Origin of the sequence: Falsiroseomonas sp. E2-1-a20 (assembly GCF_051433195.1) — a bacterium.
In the GTDB taxonomy this organism is placed as follows: domain Bacteria; phylum Pseudomonadota; class Alphaproteobacteria; order Acetobacterales; family Acetobacteraceae; genus Falsiroseomonas.
Genome location: NZ_JBHMFT010000007.1, coordinates 17555 through 33865 on the forward strand (window position 1 = coordinate 17555; position 16311 = coordinate 33865).

Consider the following 16311-nt stretch of genomic DNA (forward strand, 5'->3'; position numbering starts at 1 on the left):
TGCTCAGCGCAACGTCGGGTCCAGGCGGTCGCGCAGCCAGTCGCCGATCAGGGAGACGGAAAGCGTCGTCAGGATGATGGTGAAGGCCGGTGCCAGCAGGATCCAGGGCGCCCGCGTCAGGTATTCGCGGCCATAGCCCACCATGGACCCCAGCGAGGTCTCCGGCGGCTGCACGCCGAGGCCGAGGAAGGACAGGCCGGATTCCAGCAGGATGATCTCGGGGAAGGCGAGCGTCATGGAGACGATGAGCGTGGAGGCGATGTTCGGCAGCACGTGCCGGCCGTAGATGCGCCAGGGCGAGGCACCGAGCTGCCGCACCGCCGCGGCATAGCCCTGCGCGCCGGCGCTGATGGCAAGCCCGCGGGCGATGCGGGCATAGCGTTCCCAGGCGTGGAAGCCGAGCAGGCAGATGAACAGCACCATCGAATTGCCGAAGAAGGCCAGCACCGACAGCGCCAGGATCAGGAAGGGCAGGCTGGCCGAGAAATCCACCAGCGCCAGCACCACCTGTTCGACGAAGCCGCGGAAATGCGCGGCCAGGAAGCCGAGCGTGGTGCCGACGACAGCGCCGATGATGGTGGCACCGAAGGCGATCAGCAGGCTCATCCGGATCGAATAGATCAGCCGCGCCAGCACATCCCGCCCCAGCTCATCCGTGCCCAGCGGATGCAGCCAGGTGCCGCCCATGAAGACCGGCGGCGACAGGCGGTTGCGCAGGTCGAGCGCGGTGTAGCCATAGGGGCTGATGACGTCGGCCAGCACGGCGATGACCAGCATGGCGGCCAGCCAGGCCAGGCCGAACAGCACCATCGGCGGCGGCAGCGGCCGTGCCCGCTTCGGCGGCGCGGTGGCGAGCGAGGTCGCGGGGGCGGTGATGTCGGACATGGTCAGGCGACCCCCGCCGCGCGCTTCGGCTGGTTGCGCAGCCGCGGGTCGAGCAGCCCGTACAGCAGGTCCACCACCAGGTTGGCCGTGACCATGGTGGCGGCGACCAGCAGCAGGATGCACTGCACCACGGCGAGGTCCCGGTTCGCCACGGCGACCACCAGCAGCCGCCCGACCCCGGGCCAGGAAAACACGCTTTCCACCACCACCGCGCCGGCGATCAGGCTGCCGACCATGAAGCCCACGATGGTGACGGTGGGGATGGCGGCATTTGGCAGCGCATGGCCCCAGACCACCGCGCGCCACGGCACGCCCTTGGCCGAGGCCGTGCGGATATAGGGCTGGCCCAGCACCTCCAGCATCGCGCTGCGGGTGAAGCGCGCCAGGACCGCGGCACCGCCGACGCCCATGGTGATGATGGGCAGGATCGCATGCCGCCAGCTTTCCTGCCCGCCCGATGGCAGCCAGCCAAGCTGCACCGCGAAGACCAGCACCAGCAGCAGGCCCAGCACGAAGGACGGCACGGTGAAGCCGGCGACGGCCAGCATCATCACCGCCCGGTCGATGAAGGAATTGCGGTGCAGCGCCGCGGTGATGCCGGCGGGAATGCCGAGCCCGAGCTTGATGACCAGCGCCGGGATGGTCAGGGCCAGCGTCGCCGGAATGCGCTCCGCCACCAGCACGATGGCGTCGCGCCCGTCGCGCATGGAACGCCCGAGGTCGCCCTGGAAGATGGCGCCGAAGTAGTGGAAGTATTGCAGCCAGACCGGCTGGTCGAGGCCCCAGGCGGCGCGAAACGCATCCACCGCTTCCGGCGGCGCGTCGGCGCCCATGATGATCTGCGCCGGATCGCCGGACAGGCGCAGCACGACGAAGGCGAAGGTCACCACCATGACGATGGTGACGGTGGCGCGCAGCAGGCGGCCGGCAAGGAAACGCATCATCTCAGGCAGCCTCTCGCATCGGGCCGAGGCCGGGCGCGACCTCGCCCTGCGCCACGTGGCAGGCGACCAGCCGGCCATCGACGGGACGCGGCTTCAGCACGGGGGTCTCGCGGGCACACATCGCGGTGGCGACGGCGCAGCGCGGATGGAAGGCGCAGCCTCGGGGGCGGTCCGCCGGGTTCGGCGGGTCCCCCTGCAGCACGATGCCGCGCCCGACCTTGCCCGGATGCGGGATGGCGGAGACCAGCGCCTGGGCATAGGGGTGCGCCGGGTCGCGCAGCACCGCGTCGGGCTCGCCTTCCTCCACGATGCGGCCGAGATACATCACGGCGACGCGGTGGCTCACCTGCCGCACCGCGCGCAGATCGTGGCTGATGAACAGGATGCCGAGGCCGAGGCGGTCCTGGATCTCCACCAACAGGTTCATGACCTGCGCCTGGATGGAAACGTCCAATGCGCTGATCGGCTCGTCGCAGACCAGCATCGCCGGGTCGGTGGCCAGCGCACGCGCCAGCACGGCGCGCTGGCGCTGGCCGCCGGACAACTCGTGCGGATAACGCGCTGCCTGGTCCGGCCGCAGGCCGACGCTGCGCAGCAACTCCGCCGCGCGGGCGGTGCGGTCGGCCTTGCCGCCGATGTCGTGGATCTCCAGCGGTTCCGCCACCTGCGCGCCGATCGTCAGGCGTCGGTCCAGCGCGCCGAGCGGGTCCTGGAACACCATCTGCATGCGGGCGCGCAGGCGGCGCCAGGGCTGCGTGTCGGGTGCCGGCATCGGCCTTCCCTCGAAGGCGACGCTGCCGGCATCAGGGCTTTCGAGACCCAGCACCAGGCGGCCCGTGGTCGATTTGCCGCAGCCGGATTCGCCGACGAGGCCGAGCGTGCGGCCGCGTTCGAGCTTCAGCGAGACGCCATCGACGGCGCGCACCTCCACCGTGCGGCCCATCAGGCCACGGCGCATGGCGTAGCGGCGCGTGATGCCCTCCGCCACCAGCAACTCCGCATCCTGCCTCATGCGTAGACCACCTGGGCATGGCTGGCCGGCAGCGTGGCGCGGATGCAGGCGGCGCGGTGCTGGCGCGCGATGCCGACCTGGTCGGGCACGCCGGCGTCGCAGGCGCCGACATGCATCGGGCAGCGCGGCGCGAAGGCGCAGCCGGGCGGCATCGCCCAGGGCTCCGGCACGCCGCCCGGAATCGCGGCCAGTTTCCGCCGCGGGCCATCCAGCGGCGGCAGCGCGCCGATCAGGCCGCGCGTATAGGGATGCGCCGGCGCCTCGAACAGCCGCGCGCTCGGCGCCTGTTCGACGATGCGGCCGGCATACATGACGCAGACGCGCTCGCAGCTATCCGCGACCACGCCGAGGTCGTGCGAGATCAGCACCAGCGCCATCCCCGTCTCCCGCCGCAGATCCTGCAGCAGGGTGAGGATCTGCGCCTGGATGGTGACGTCGAGCGCCGTGGTGGGCTCGTCCGCCACCAGCAATTCGGGCCGGCCCGCCAGCGCAATCGCGATCATCACGCGCTGGTTCTGGCCGCCCGAGAGTTCATGCGGCCAGGCATCCAGCCGGCGCGCCGCATCGGGGATACCGACCTGGTCGAGCAGCCGCTTCGCCTCCGCCCGCGCCTGCGGACCGTCCATGCCGCGATGCAGGCGCAGCGCCTCCGTGATCTGGCGGCCGATGCGGTGCACCGGGTTCAGACTGCTGGCGGGGTCCTGGAAGATCATGGCGATGCGGCCGCCGCGCACGCGGTCCAGCACCGAAGGCGCAGCGTGCAGCAATTCCTGCCCGTCCAGCTTCACGCTGCCGCCGATGCTGGCACGGCCCGGCAGCAGGCCGAGGGCGGCGAGCCAGGTGACGGATTTGCCGCAGCCGGATTCACCAACCAGCCCCACGGATTCGCCGCGCGCGACATCGAGGTCGATGCCGCGCAGCGCCGGCTGCCCATCGAACGAAACCTTCAGGCCCTGCAGCGCGACCAGCGGCGCCGCCATCAGGCGCCCCAGTTCCGGCCACGGAAATCCATGGAGAAGGATTGCGCGGCGGTCCAGGCGATGTCGCGCCGCTTGGCCGTCAGGTTCACCGACTGGTGCAGCACGGTGTAGGCGGGGTCCTCGCGCTCCGCGATCTCCAGCAGGCGGCGGAACACCACGCGGCGGCGGGCGCGGTCGGTGCTGGTTTCCAGTTCACCGGACAGGCGACCGAATTCCTCGTTGCGCCATTCGCCGATCTGCCACTGCTGGCCCTGCGGCCCGTGCTGCGACGTGATGGAGGCGGTGGGATCGTTGAAGCTGGCGCTGTTCGACCAGTCCCGCACGCCGCGCTGGCCTTCGCGCGACAGCACCTGCGGGAAGTTCTCCCGCATCTCGATCTGCACGTTCAGCCCGACCTGGCGCCAGCCCTCGACCAGGATCTGCGCGGTGGGCGTCTGGTTGGTGTAGTAGTTGTTCAGCAGGCGATACGGGATCGGCTCGCCGCGGTAATTGGCCTCGCGCAGCAGGCGGCGCGCCTCGGCGAGGTCGAACTTCGGCGCGGCCCAGTCGTCGTGGAACATCTCGCCATAGAAGGGAAATTGCAGCCCCTTCGGCACCGGCGCGCGGCCGTCCCACAGCGCGGCCGTGATGGCGTCGCGGTCGATGCTGTGGGTGAAGGCGCGGCGCACCAGCGGGTTCGCCAGCACCGGGTGGTTCTTGTCGAACACCGTCAGGCGGTGGTTCATGATCGGGCCGCCGACCACCTGGTGGCGCGGGTTGCGCTCCACCGTCGCGATCTGGTCGGGCGGCATGTCGCAGGCGAAATCCGCCTCGCCGGACAGCAGCATGTTGATGCGCGACGCCACCTCCGGCACTTCCATGAAGCGCAGCCGCGCGATCGGCGGGCGGCCACCCCAGTAGTCGTCGAAGGCTTCCAGCGTCAGCGACTGGTCGGGGCGGAACTCGGCGATGCGGTACGGCCCGGTGCCGATCGGGCGGCGCGCCCAGTCGAGCCAGGAGGCCGATTTCTCGAAGGCGTCACGCGACAGGATCATGCCAACATTGCGGCTGATGCGGCCTTCCAGCGTGACGTCCGGCACCTTGTTCACGAAGCGCACCGTGTGGCTGTCCACGATCTCGATGCGCTCGAAGGCGGGATAGGTGCGGCGCGCGACGGCGAGGACCTCCGGCGGCGGGGTGCGGCCCTGGGTCTGGCCCGGGATCACGGCGAACAGGTTGCGCGCCTGCTCCACCGTCATGCCCCAGCCCATGCGCTCCGCGCTGAAGGAGAATGCGACATCCTCCGCAGTCATGGTGCGGCCATCGTGGAAGCGCACGCCGCGGCGCAGCGAAAGCTCCACCGTGCGGTCGTCGATGCGGCGCCAGGATTCCGCCAGCGCCGGCTTCAGCCCGAGGTCACCGGTCCAGCTCTGCTCGATCAGCGTCTCGGCATAGCTGTGCCAGGTGCGCGTGCCGACGTTGGACTGCTCGCGCAGCGTCTCCAGCGTGTTGGTGTTGGCGATCTTCTGCACCGCGATGGTGATGGTCGGGCGCTGGTCGGACTGCGCCAGCGCGGGCATGGCCAGCAGGCCCGGTGCAAGGAGGCCGGGTGCGAGAAGGAAGCTGCGGCGATGCATGGTTCAGGCCCCCCAGTTGCTGCCGCGGAAATCCATCGCGAAGGCGGGGCTCGCCTTCCAGCGGATGTCGCGGCGCTTGGCGGTGAAGGTCGCGTTCTGGTGAATCACGGTGTAGGCGGGGTCCTCGCGTTCGGTGATCTCCAGCATGCGGCGGAATATGGCGCGACGGCGTGGGCGGTCCGTGCTGGTCTCAAGCTCCACGGACAGGCGGTTCATCTCCTCGTTCGTCCACTCGCCGACCTGCTGCTGCTGGCCGTTCGGGCCGTGCTGGTTGACGATGGAGGAGACCGGATCGTTGAACGGCGCGCTGTTGGACCAGTCGCGGATGGCGCGCGTCGGGCTGCGCTCCAGGATCTGCGACCAGTTCTCCTTCATCTCGATCTGCACGTTCAGGCCGACCTGGCGCCACATCTCGACCAGCACCTGCGCCGTGGCGTTCTGGTTGGTGTAGTAGTTGTTCAGCAGGCGATAGGGGATCGGCTCGCCGCGGTAGTTCGACTCCCGCAGCAGGCGGCGCGCCAGGGCCGGGTCGTAGGCGGGCACGGACCAGTCGGCGTGGAACATCTCGTCGTAGTAGGGCCATTGCAGGCCCTTCGGCACTTCGGTGCGGCCGGCCCACAGGCTGTCCACGATCGCCTGGCGATCCATCGCATGCGTGATGGCGCGGCGCACGCGCGCATCGCGCAGCGCGGGGAAGGTCTTGTCGAAGCAGATCAGGCGGTGGTTGAGGATGGTGCCGCCCTGCACCTCGAAGGCGCGGTTGGCCTCGATGCCCGGGATCTGGTCCGGCGGCAGGTCGCAGGCGAATTGGTATTCGCCGGACAGCAGGCCGTTGATGCGGGAAGAGACTTCCGGCACCTCGACGAAGCGGATCTGCCGCAACGGCGGGCGACCGCCCCAGTAGGCGTCATGCGCCACCAGCGTCAGCGACACGTCCGGCCGGTATTCCGCCACCATGTACGGGCCGGTGGTCACCGGCTTGCGCGCCCAGTCCAGCCAGGTCGCCGATTCCTCGAAGCCGCGGCGGCTCATGATCTCGCTGCCGTAGCGCGAAAGCCGGCCTTCCAGCGTCACATCCGGCGTCGCGTTGTGGAAGCGCACCGTGTACTTGTCGACCGCCTCCACACGCTCCAGCGCCGGCCAGGACCGGCGGGCGACGGCGGGAACTTCCGGCGGCAATTCCTTGCCGGCCCGCGGCGCCGGCATGCCTTCGCCGATCGGGATGGTGCGGCCCTGCGCGGTGGCCAGCGTGGTGCCGAACATGCGGTCGCGGGAGAAGGAGAACACCACGTCCTCCGCCGTCATCTCGTCCCCGTTGTGGAAACGCACGCCGGGCCGCAGCTTCAGTTCAACCACCTGGTCCGAGATGCGGCGCCATTCCGTGGCGAGCCCCGGCACGGCACCGAGCTGGCCGAGCCAGTCGCGGCTGATCAGCCCTTCCCACAGGGAGGAGAAGAACACGCGCTCGCCGACGTTCGATTGCTCGCGCAGCACTTCCAGCGTGTTGCTGTTCACCACCTTCTGCACGGCGATGGTGATGGAGGGGCGGTTGTCGGCCTGCGCGACGGCGAAGCGCGGCAGGGCCAGCGCTGCGGGCGTGGCGAGGATCAGGCGGCGGGAGATCTGCATGGCATGGCTCCTTATTCGGCGGCGGCGCGGAGCGCGGGCGGCGCCGGGCGGCGCTCGTCCAGGCCCTGCGGCGTGGCGCGGAAATGGGTCAGGGTGCGTTCGGCGTGGCGCAGCCGCAGGGACAGGGCGCGCTGCGCGTAGTCCTTCACGCGGGAAGCGTAGTCCGGGTCCTCCGCGCGGTTCTCGAACTGGTTCGGGTCGCGCTTGAGGTCGAAGAACAGCGGCGGCAGGGCGGCGAAGTGGACGTATTTGTAGTCGGCGTCCTGAACGACGCAGAGGCTGGATGTGTCCATCGTCAGGCCGAGCGCGGTTTCGGGCTGCGAGTAGTGGATGTCGCGGAAATCGTATTCGTAGTGGTGCAGGTCGCGCCAATCGGCCGGCTTGTCTCCCGCCAGCAGCGGCAGCAAGGATCGGCCATCCGCGGCGCGCGGCGCCTCGCCGCCCAGCCACTCGAGAATGGTCGGCATCACGTCGACGCTTTCGGTCAGCGCCTCGTCGATCTGGCCCGCACGCGCGGTGCCGCCGGCACCCTTCACCACCAGCGGGATCCGGAAGCTCTCGTCGAAATAGCCGAGCTTGCCGAGCAGCCAATGATCGCCAAGCTGCTCGCCATGGTCGGAGGTGAAGATGATGGTGGTGTCGTCCCACTGCCCGGTCTGCTCAAGATGCGCGAAGACACGGCCGAGCGCCTCGTCGATCTCGGTCATCAGGCCGCAATAGCTGGCGCGCATCTGCCGGATGCTGGCCTCGTCGAGCCCGGCACCGGCGCCCTTGGCGCCGTGGAAGAAGCTGCCCTGGCCGATGGCGCGCAGGTAGTGGCGCAGCAGCGGGTGCTGCTCGGCTTCTTCCTCCCAGCGCGGTGCACGCACGGGCGCCGGCATGTCGGCCGGGTCGTACATGGTGTTGTAGGGTGCCGGGGCGATGAAGGGGGGATGCGGGCGGTAGTAGCCGAGGTGCAGGAACCAGGGCTTGTCGCCCTTGCCCTTCAGGTAGGTCAGCGCCTTCTCCGTGAAGAAGGTGGTGTCCGAGAGTTCCTTCGGGATGCGGGACGGGCGGTTCGTCGCGCCGGGTACGGCGTCCTCGCCTTCCGGTAGCCAGATATCCTCGCGTTTGGGCGGCAACTCGTAGCCCTGGTGCGCGAGCCAGCCGAAATAGCCATCCATGTTCGGCTCGAAGGCGCCGACGCTTCGAAAACCGTCCATCAGGTCGCCGAGCGTGGTGAAGCGCGGGTCGCGCGGGCCAGTGCTGCGCGGGTCCGGCGTCGTCGTCGTGTAGCCGATCAGCGCCGGGTCGTAGCCGATCAGGCGAAGCTGCTTGCCGAGATTGGTGTGGCGCGCATCCAGCGGCACCGTATTCTGCACGGCGCGATGGTTCATCAGGTACAGGCCGGTCAGCAGGCTGGCGCGCGCCGGTCCGCAGGGCACGGTATTGGTGACATGATTGCGGAAGGTCACGCCCTCGCGGCACAACCGGTCCAGGTTCGGCGTGCGCAGGAAGCCGGCGCCGAGCGCGGGCACGAAGTCTGCCCGCCACTGATCCACCACGATGAGGAGTACATTCTTCCGTCGCGCCATGCCGCATCGCTCCATCCGACGCGGCGGGACTTACCGGGCGAGCCGCGACGGCTGTGTGACGGTCACGCTGAGACTTTGTGACAGAAGCTGGCGGAGATGCCGGGCCGTGCCGGGGGCCGGCTTCGGCAGCCCCGCCGGTGCATTGTCCGCAGGACACCCTTCAGGGCGTGTTCACAGGTCGCATGTCACCCTGCATGCCATGGACATAACGTGTCTCGGCAGCCTGGACCGCTATGCGATGGCGCAGCCCGATCGCGCGTCGACCTTCGCCGAGCGGGGTGTCGCCGTCCCGTTCACGACTCCCATGCTGGCCGGGGCACGGCTGCGCCGCGCGGCGACGGGCGAGTCGGAGCTTGTGCTGGCCGGCCTCGGTGGCCGCGGCATCTATGTGTTGGAATGGGAAGCGGCCGTCGGCCTCGCTTCGCCGACACTGCATGACCATCAGCTCTGGCCACACCTGGCGGCGCTCCCGACCGTCACGCCCGCGCGCGTGCGTCAGGCGGCCTGCTCCGTTGCCGCGATCGGGCTCGCCGGCCGGGACGCGGCGGCAGCGGCCATGGCCGCGCTTGCCGTCCTCATGAAGGCCCGCGAGAGGGCGGAGCAGCGGCTCGGTGGTGCATCCAGCCCGTTGATGAACCCGCAGCAGGTGCAGCCGTGCCGGTCCGGCCTCGTCGAGCTGCTCGCGACGATCGAGGCGGGCGCTGGTGACGTCCTTGGAGGTCGGCATGCCGCGATCGAGCGGCTCGGCGTGGAGCTGCTGGCCCTCGCCGAAAAGCTTCCGGATGGGCCCGAGCGCCGCGCAGCGACGCTCGTCGCGGCAGGCGCGCGCCTCACGCTCGCGGCGCTGCCCTGCTGCCTCCGTCCGCTCCACGCGTCGCTGTTGCAGCTGCCGGCCCGCCTGGCCGGCGATGAGCGGGTCCTGGCCGAAATCGTCGAGCAGGCCGGGCGCCTCGATCTCCTGCTGGACGGGTGGTCCGGCCTGGTCGCGCTCTGGGACGAGATCCCCTCGATGAAGCGCCGCGACTTCCTCGGTGACCTCCTGGCCGCCCTGCCGGTGCCGGCACGCGAAGCGGATGACTGGTCTGGGCTGCTTTCCGGCTGGGACAGCCTTGCCTCCCTTCAGCGCCGGCTGCCGCTCAAGCCGAGTTGGGCGCGCGGCGGTCGCATGGCACTCATCGCGCTGCACGAGGCGAGGCGAGCGCGCGCGCCATGACGCTCCTCGGCCCTGACGCACGGCAGATCCGTGCCGCCCTGGCCACTGCGCCCGACGGGACCCTCGGACGGATCGTTGGCGTCCTGGACAGGATCGCGAATCGCGGGGAGGCGGATGCGCTCCTCACCGCCGTGCGTCCGAGGCTGCAGCGGCTGCGTCCGGCCCGGCCGATGCAGTTCCTGCGGCTGCTCGCCCTTCCGCTCGAAGGCGCACTGGTCTCGACCTCGGCCTGGACGCGGACCCCTGCGGAGATTCCACGCTCCGCGCTTGCCCCACTCGGCGAGGCTGTGCGCGCCGCGCTCGGTGGCGAGGTGGAGCTGATCGAAGCCGCCTGCGCGAACAGATCGATGGATGATGAGGCGTCGGTTGCCGCGTTGGGGGCGCGGCTGTGGCTTGGTGCCGGGGTGGCCGTGCTACCGCGCGCAGGCGGGGCCTGGGACCGCGCCGGATTACCGCGCGATGCCGCCGGGCCGATCGTGGATCTTGCGGCGGCGCTCTGGCGGCACGGCGTGGCGCTGCTGGCCGCCCGGCGGAGTGCCTGCGACGGACCAACGGAGGTCGTCCTGCGTGCAACGCTGGGGCCGATCGTGGCGGAGGGTCCGGCGGCGCTGGCCGCTGCCACGTTGCTGCTGCTGCGCGAGGCTGCGGCGCCGGCTCGCGTGGCCTGGGTGGCGGGCGGCTTCGCGCCGGTCGTGGTGCGACTGGCCGAGGATGCCCTGCGCGAGCTGCTCCTGGCGCACGCCGCGGCCGTGACGTCCGCGCCAAGCCTCGGGGAGATGGCCGACTACGCCGAGGCGCTGGTCAGCCGTCTCGAGGATGCCGACGCCCATGGCCCTCCTGCCGGGCGAGAGGAACGGCGGCGCAACATGGCCGCGATCCGTGCCGAGACCGCGGCGGCATGCCGGAGCCGGTATGAAACGGACCTGCTGTCCGATCTGCTCCAGGCGGTGACATGCATCGCTGGCCTTCCCTGCCGGGCGGATGACGAAGCGGTGCGGAAGCTGGAGGATTCGGCGCGCGACCTGCGGCGGCTCGAGGCTGCGGGGCGCCGGCTCGGCGAGTGCTCGGCCTTCGACCGCGCGCGGGCGGACGTCACGCCGAGGCTGCTGGCATTGGCCAGCGGGAGAAGCGGGCTTACGCGCATCGAGGTGGCGCGTCTCGTCGAGATCATCGCCGGCGCGCAAGCCGCGCTTCCCCTCGTGACCTTCGACCCCGAAAGCTGAACAAAGCTGCCCGGCGCGGCTCGCCTGGTGCGTGCCGGTGACGCCAGGGCATCAGAAAGGCGCCGTGGTGGCGCGCGGCGAGATACATCTGGTTCCAACGGCCGCTGTAGCCCAACGCCCGGCGCCAACCGACGACGACCTGATGAGGCTACAGGTCTGTCGCCTCCCCGAGCGCCGGCACCAGCGCAAGCCAGTCCCGCGCGGGAAGCCCGGCCAGGCTGCCGCGCAGGGCGGCGACCGGGCCGCCATGGGTGACGGCGAGGACCCCCTCCCCCGGCGGCAATGCCCGGAACCAGCCGACCACCCGCGCGGCGAGTTCCGCGGTGGTCTCGCCGCCGCCGGGGCGGAAGCCGCCCGGGTCGTCGATCATGCCCATCATCGAATCGCCCTCGGCGGCATGAATCGCGTCCCAGCTTTGGCCCTCCCAGGTGCCGAAATCGCGTTCCCGCAGTGCCGCGACGCCGTCGAGCGGAAGGCCCAGCCGGCGGCTGAGCAGGCGGCCGAGGAACCAGGCGCGCCGCGACGGCGAGGCGTGGATGCGCGTGACCCCGCGCCATGCCTCGGGCGGGCGCAGCGCCAGGTCCTGCGCGGCCACGATTCCCGCGGCGGACAGCCCGGCATCGCTGGCGCCGTAGCAGCGGCCCTGCCAGTGCGAGGCCACGGCGGTGTGGCGCAGCAGCGTCACCATGCGGCCAGCGCCAGCGTGGTGCCGGCCAGCCCGGCATAGCCCGCGGCGCCCACCGCATCGCCGGTGCTGCCGCCGAGCCGACGCAGCAGCAGCGCGCGGTACCAGCCCAGGAAGCCGAGGCCGGCCAGCGCCGCCAGCGCCACGCCGCCGGGCGAGACCCACGCCGCGAGCAGGAACACCGGGGACGCCAGCAGCACCGCCTGCCCGAAGCGCCGCCCGTCCATCGCCTGCGCGAAGCGCGCCCCGAGGCCGGGCAGCGCCGGCACGCGCCAGAGCACCGCCAGCATGAGGAGCCGCGCCGCCGCGCCGGCCACGACCAGCGCCAGCGCGGCGCGCCCGGGATCCTCCATGGCCACCAGCCCGGCGCCACGCAACGCCACGCCGAAGCCGAGGCCGAGCGCCCCGAAGGCGCCGATGCGGCTGTCCTTCATGATGCGCAGCGCATCCTCCGCCGTGCGACCGCCGCCCAGGCCGTCGCAGAAATCAGCGACCGCATCCTCGTGCAGGCCACGCGTCAGCCAGGCGTCGAAGGCCAGCGCCACCAGCACCGCCAGGTACAGCGGGAAGACCTGCGCCGCCGCCAGCAGCACCAGCGCCGTCATCCCGCCGAGCACCGCGCCGGCCAGGGGGAAGCAGGCCAGGGCGCGCGGCAGATCCCGCTCGAAGCGCGCCATCTCCTCGCCGGGTGGCGAGACGCGGCTGAGGAAGCGCAGCGCCAGCGCCGCCGGCTGGGTCCAGTCCCGCATCAGCCGCGCATCGCCTCCTCCAGCGTCGCCACCTCGGTCAGCAGCGCGGCGGCGGCATCGAGCAGGGGCAGCAGCAGCGCCGCGCCGGTGCCCTCGCCGAGGCGCATTCCCCAGTCGAGGAAGGGCTCCAGCCCCAGCGTCTCCAGCATCCGCGCATGGCCCGGCTCCGCGCCGACATGCGCGGCGATCGCCGTCTCCAGCGCGCCCGGCGAAAGCCGCTGCGCCACCAGCGCCGCGGCGCCGACGATCAGCCCATCCAGCACCACCGTCACCCGGTGCCGGGCGCAGCCCGCGATGCAGCCGGCCAGCGCCGCGATCTCATAGCCGCAGATTGCAGCGATGGCGGCACGCGGATCGGCCTCGGCGCGGGCGCGGGCCAGGCCGGCCGCCACCACGGCGCGCTTGCGGGCGAGGCTTTCCGGGTTGGCGCCGGCGCCGGGTCCGACCATCGCCTCCGGCGCCGCACCGGTCAGCAGCGCGCCGAGCGCCGCGGCGGCGGTGGTATTGCCGATGCCCATCTCGCCCAGCGCCAGCACGGCGAGCCCCGCCGCCGCACTCTCGTCCGCGATCCGCGCGCCAAGTGCCCAGGCGGAATCGAACTGTGCCACCGTCATCGCCGGCCCCTGCGCGAAGCTGGCCGTGCCGCGGCCGATGCGGGCGTCGAGGAAGCCCGGGCCGGGCTGCAGGCCCTCGGTGCAGGATCCGGCATCCACCAGCAGGAAATCCGCCCCCGCCACGCGGGCCAGCGCGGTGGCGGAGGATCGCCCTTCCCGCATCAGGCGCATCATCGCCCCGGTCACGGCGGAGGGCCAGAGCCCCACGCCTTCGGCGACCACGCCGTGGTCCCCCGCAAAGACGACAAGGCGCCGCGGATGGGTGCGCGGGTCGAGCCGCCCCTGGGTGGCGGCCAGGCGTGCCGCCAGGCGCTCGAGCTTGCCGAGGCTGCCGGGTGGCTTGGCCAGCGCGTCGAGCCGGGCCTGCGCGTCAATCACCAGCCTCGTTCCCCCGTCATTCACCGTGCCTCCACGCAGGCCTCAAGCCCGCGCCGGCTTTCCCAGCCCTGCCGCGCCAGCTCGGGCTCCTCGGCGCTTGCCTGCGGCCAGCCGATGGCGAGGTAGGCGACGAAGCGCCAGCTCGGCGGCAGATCCAGGATGCCCTCGACGATCGGCGGCCGCAGGATCGAGATCCAGCCGACGCCCAGCCCCTCGATCCGCGCCGCGAGCCACAGCGTGTGGATGGCGCAGACCACCGAATCGCGCAGCGTCTCCGGCTGCGTCTGCCGGCCCAGGCCATGGCCGGTCTCAGGGTCGGACTCCATGCAGACGGCGAGATGGATGGGCGCCTCGGCCAGTCCCTCCAGCTTCAGCGCGCGATACCGCGCCGCCCGCGCATCGGCGTAGATTGCGGCGGCCTCGATGTTGCAGGCCTCGAATTCGTCGCGGATCGCGGCCCGGCGCCCGGCGCTTTCGACGCGCAGGAAGCGCCAGGGCTGCGACAGCCCGACGGAGGGGGCGAGGATGGCGGCCTCCAGCAGCCGCGTGACCAGGGCGGGCGGCACCGGGTCCGTCCGGAAGCGCCGGACATCGCGGCGCCAGCGCAGCAGGGCGTCGAAGCCCGCCGCGAAGGCCTCGGTCTCGAAGGGCGCGGTCATGGCGCCTCCGCCGCGATCATGTGGAAGAAGCTGCCTGAGACCAGCCCACGCCGCCCGCCGGCCGGGCCAAGGTCGCGCCCCTCGCCATCGGCCAGCGTGGCGAAGGCGGCGTCGGTGCCGGGGTTGGCCTCGGTCGCGTAGTGGAATTCATGGCCGCGCAGATGCTGCCCTGCGGCGCCAAGCGGCCCGTCGGCCAGCAGCCGCGCCCGCCGGTAGCCGAGATGCAGCCGGCGCTTCGCGAAGCTGGTGCCGTGCGACAGCAGACCCGCCATGGCATGGTCCTGGCCCGCGGCATCGCTCAGCCCGGCGCCCAGCACCATGTAGCCGCCGCATTCGCCATGCACCGGACGCGTCGCCGCGAAGCGCGCCAGCCCGGCGCGGAACCGCCCCGCCGCCGCAAGCCGCCCGGCATGCAGCTCCGGATAGCCGCCGGGCAGCCAGCAGGCGTCGCAATCCCCGGGCGGCGCCTCGTCGGCCAGGGGCGAGAAGGGCAGGATTTCCGCCCCCGCCGCGCGCCAGCCCGCCAACACATGGCCATAGACGAAGGAGAACGCCGCATCCCGGGCCAGGGCGATGCGCTGCCCGGGTGGGCGGAGCGCCACCGGCGGCCCGTGCGGGTGCAGGCGCAGCGGCGCGGCGGCGGCCAGGATGCCGTCCAGGTCCAGATGCGTCTCCGCCATGGTCGCCAGCGCCGCCAGCGCCGCGGCCAGCGCCGGGTGTTCCTCCGCCTGCACCAGGCCCAGGTGGCGCTCGGGCAAGGCGGGCGGTGCCTCCTTCGGGATGGCGCCCAGCACCGGGATGCCGAGCGGCGCCATCGCCTCCTCCACCAGGCGCCGATGCCGCGGGCTGCCGACGCGGTTCAGCACCACGCCGGCGATCCGCACGGCGGGGTCGTGGGTGGCGAAGCCGCGCAGCACCGCGGCGGCGGTCTGCGCCTGGCCGCCGACATCCAGCACCAGCAGCACCGGCAGCCCGTGCCGCGCGCAGAGATCGGCCGCCGAGCCGCGCTGCCCCTCCGGTGCCGGAATGCCGTCGAACAGCCCCATGGCGCCCTCGGCCAGCAGCAGCTCGGCACCGGTCGCGGCCTCGGCCAGCAGGGCGTCGCGCAGCGCGGCGGGCATCGCCCAGCTGTCCAGGTTCAACCCGGGCCGGCCGGTGGCGGCGGCGTGGAAGGCGGTGTCGATGTAGTCCGGCCCGATCTTCGCCGCACGCACGGCGACGCCGCGCGCCGCCAGCGCGGCCAGCAGGCCCAGCGTCACCGTCGTCTTGCCCGCGCCGGAGCGGGGCGCCGCGATCACCAGCCCGCGCATCCCCGTCAGGCCAGCAGCCGGCCGGCCTGCGCCAGCAGGCGTTCCCGGACGGCGACGATGGCACCGATGCCGATGATGGCCGGGGACGGAATGTCCAACTCCGCCAGCGCATCCAGCCGGGTCACCAGCACGGACTGGTCCGGCGTCGTCGCGCCAACCACCACGGCGGCCGGGGTTTCCCCTGCCATGCCGCCTTCCATCAGCCCGGCGACGATCGCCGGCAGCGTGCGCGTCGCCATGTAGAGCAGGATGGGCTGCCCGGTGCGGGCCAGTGCCGCCCAATCCAGCCCGCCGGCGCTTTCCGCCGCATGGCCGGTGGCGAGGATGATCGCCTGGTTCGTCTCCCGCATCGTCGCCGGGATGTTGGCGGCGGTCATGGCCGCCAGGCCCGAGGTCAGGCCGGGCAGCACGCGGAATGGGACGCCGGCCTCGGCCAGCGCCACCGCTTCCTCCCCGCCGCGGCCGAAGACGAAGGGGTCGCCGCCCTTCAGCCGCAGCACGCGGCGCCCGGCGCGGGCCTCCGCCACCAGCCGCGCCGAGATCTCCGCCTGGCGGGCGGAGGGTCGGCCGCCGCGCTTGCCGACGAAGGCGAGTTCCGCACCCGGCCGGGCGAGGGCCAGCACCTCCGCCTCGATCAACGCGTCGTGGATGATGATGTCCGCCTGGCCGAGCGCCGCCAGCACTTCCAGCGTCAGCAGCCCGGGGTCGCCCGGGCCGGCGCCGGCCAGCCAGACCTCACCCGGGGCCATGCGGCGGGACTGGGCGAGCAGGGCGGCGATGCCCTCGGCGTTCATCGCTGCACCGCGGGGCCTGGCGCGGCGCGCGGCTTGGCGCTACCGG

15 protein-coding genes are annotated in these 16311 nt (G+C 72.2%); 2 read left to right on the forward strand and 13 right to left on the reverse strand.

Annotated elements, in window-relative coordinates; translation table 11 throughout:
• Window positions 1–3: 3 nt before the first annotated feature.
• From ACFHPP_RS10690 to pehA, 7 genes are read right to left on the reverse strand one after another with little or no spacing between them, the layout of a single operon-like run.
• Window positions 4–885 carry an ABC transporter permease gene (locus tag ACFHPP_RS10690; RefSeq protein ID WP_437163255.1) on the reverse strand — a complete coding sequence of 294 codons (882 nt, stop codon included), beginning with the start codon at window positions 883–885 and terminating at the stop codon, window positions 4–6.
• A 2-nt stretch (window positions 886–887) separates the two neighbouring features.
• Window positions 888–1829: an ABC transporter permease gene (locus ACFHPP_RS10695; protein ID WP_437163256.1), complete on the reverse strand. Its 942-nt coding sequence runs from the start codon at window positions 1827–1829 to the stop codon at window positions 888–890.
• Between the two features lies 1 nt (window position 1830).
• The gene (locus tag ACFHPP_RS10700) at window positions 1831–2841 is read right to left on the reverse strand and encodes an ABC transporter ATP-binding protein (protein WP_437163257.1); all 1011 of its coding nucleotides are present in this window, start codon (window positions 2839–2841) and stop codon (window positions 1831–1833) included.
• Window positions 2838–3821 carry an ABC transporter ATP-binding protein gene (locus ACFHPP_RS10705; protein ID WP_437163258.1) on the reverse strand — a complete coding sequence of 328 codons (984 nt, stop codon included), beginning with the start codon at window positions 3819–3821 and terminating at the stop codon, window positions 2838–2840. Before ACFHPP_RS10705 ends, ACFHPP_RS10700 begins: the two co-directional genes overlap by 4 nt.
• Window positions 3821–5437 carry an ABC transporter substrate-binding protein gene (locus tag ACFHPP_RS10710; RefSeq protein ID WP_437163259.1) on the reverse strand — a complete coding sequence of 539 codons (1617 nt, stop codon included), beginning with the start codon at window positions 5435–5437 and terminating at the stop codon, window positions 3821–3823. Before ACFHPP_RS10710 ends, ACFHPP_RS10705 begins: the two co-directional genes overlap by 1 nt.
• Before the next feature lie 3 nt (window positions 5438–5440).
• Window positions 5441–7066, reverse strand: a complete 1626-nt coding sequence (locus ACFHPP_RS10715) for an ABC transporter substrate-binding protein (RefSeq protein WP_437163260.1) — start codon at window positions 7064–7066, stop codon at window positions 5441–5443.
• Window positions 7067–7077: 11 nt separating this feature from the next.
• A complete protein-coding gene (gene pehA / locus ACFHPP_RS10720) occupies window positions 7078–8640 on the reverse strand; it encodes a phosphoric/sulfuric ester hydrolase PehA (protein ID WP_437163261.1) in 1563 nt (520 codons plus the stop codon).
• A gap of 238 nt (window positions 8641–8878) precedes the next feature.
• Between pehA and ACFHPP_RS10725 the strand changes: the two genes are divergently transcribed.
• Window positions 8879–9853 (forward strand): hypothetical protein, encoded by a 975-nt coding sequence (locus ACFHPP_RS10725; RefSeq protein ID WP_437163262.1) that lies wholly within the window; start codon window positions 8879–8881, stop codon window positions 9851–9853.
• Entirely contained in the window at window positions 9850–11076 is a 1227-nt protein-coding gene (locus tag ACFHPP_RS10730; RefSeq protein ID WP_437163263.1) for a hypothetical protein, read from the forward strand. Before ACFHPP_RS10725 ends, ACFHPP_RS10730 begins: the two co-directional genes overlap by 4 nt.
• Before the next feature lie 148 nt (window positions 11077–11224).
• Here the strand turns inward: ACFHPP_RS10730 and ACFHPP_RS10735 are convergent, their stop codons facing one another.
• The 6 genes from ACFHPP_RS10735 to cobA are packed head-to-tail and all read right to left on the reverse strand — an operon-like array spanning window position 11225 to window position 16265.
• Window positions 11225–11764 carry a histidine phosphatase family protein gene (locus tag ACFHPP_RS10735; protein WP_437163264.1) on the reverse strand — a complete coding sequence of 180 codons (540 nt, stop codon included), beginning with the start codon at window positions 11762–11764 and terminating at the stop codon, window positions 11225–11227.
• Complete coding sequence (locus ACFHPP_RS10740) at window positions 11758–12510, reverse strand: adenosylcobinamide-GDP ribazoletransferase (protein WP_437163265.1); 753 nt, start codon at window positions 12508–12510, stop codon at window positions 11758–11760. The genes ACFHPP_RS10735 and ACFHPP_RS10740 overlap by 7 nt, the downstream gene beginning before the upstream one ends.
• A complete protein-coding gene (gene cobT, locus ACFHPP_RS10745) occupies window positions 12510–13502 on the reverse strand; it encodes a nicotinate-nucleotide--dimethylbenzimidazole phosphoribosyltransferase (RefSeq protein WP_437163266.1) in 993 nt (330 codons plus the stop codon). The genes ACFHPP_RS10740 and cobT overlap by 1 nt, the downstream gene beginning before the upstream one ends.
• 20 nt (window positions 13503–13522) lie before the next feature.
• Entirely contained in the window at window positions 13523–14161 is a 639-nt protein-coding gene (gene bluB / locus ACFHPP_RS10750; RefSeq protein WP_437163267.1) for a 5,6-dimethylbenzimidazole synthase, read from the reverse strand.
• On the reverse strand, window positions 14158–15471 hold the full coding sequence (locus ACFHPP_RS10755; RefSeq protein WP_437163268.1) for a cobyrinate a,c-diamide synthase: 1314 nt from the start codon (window positions 15469–15471) through the stop codon (window positions 14158–14160). Before ACFHPP_RS10755 ends, bluB begins: the two co-directional genes overlap by 4 nt.
• 5 nt (window positions 15472–15476) lie before the next feature.
• Window positions 15477–16265 carry a uroporphyrinogen-III C-methyltransferase gene (cobA, locus tag ACFHPP_RS10760; protein ID WP_437163269.1) on the reverse strand — a complete coding sequence of 263 codons (789 nt, stop codon included), beginning with the start codon at window positions 16263–16265 and terminating at the stop codon, window positions 15477–15479.
• Window positions 16266–16311 lie beyond the last annotated feature (46 nt).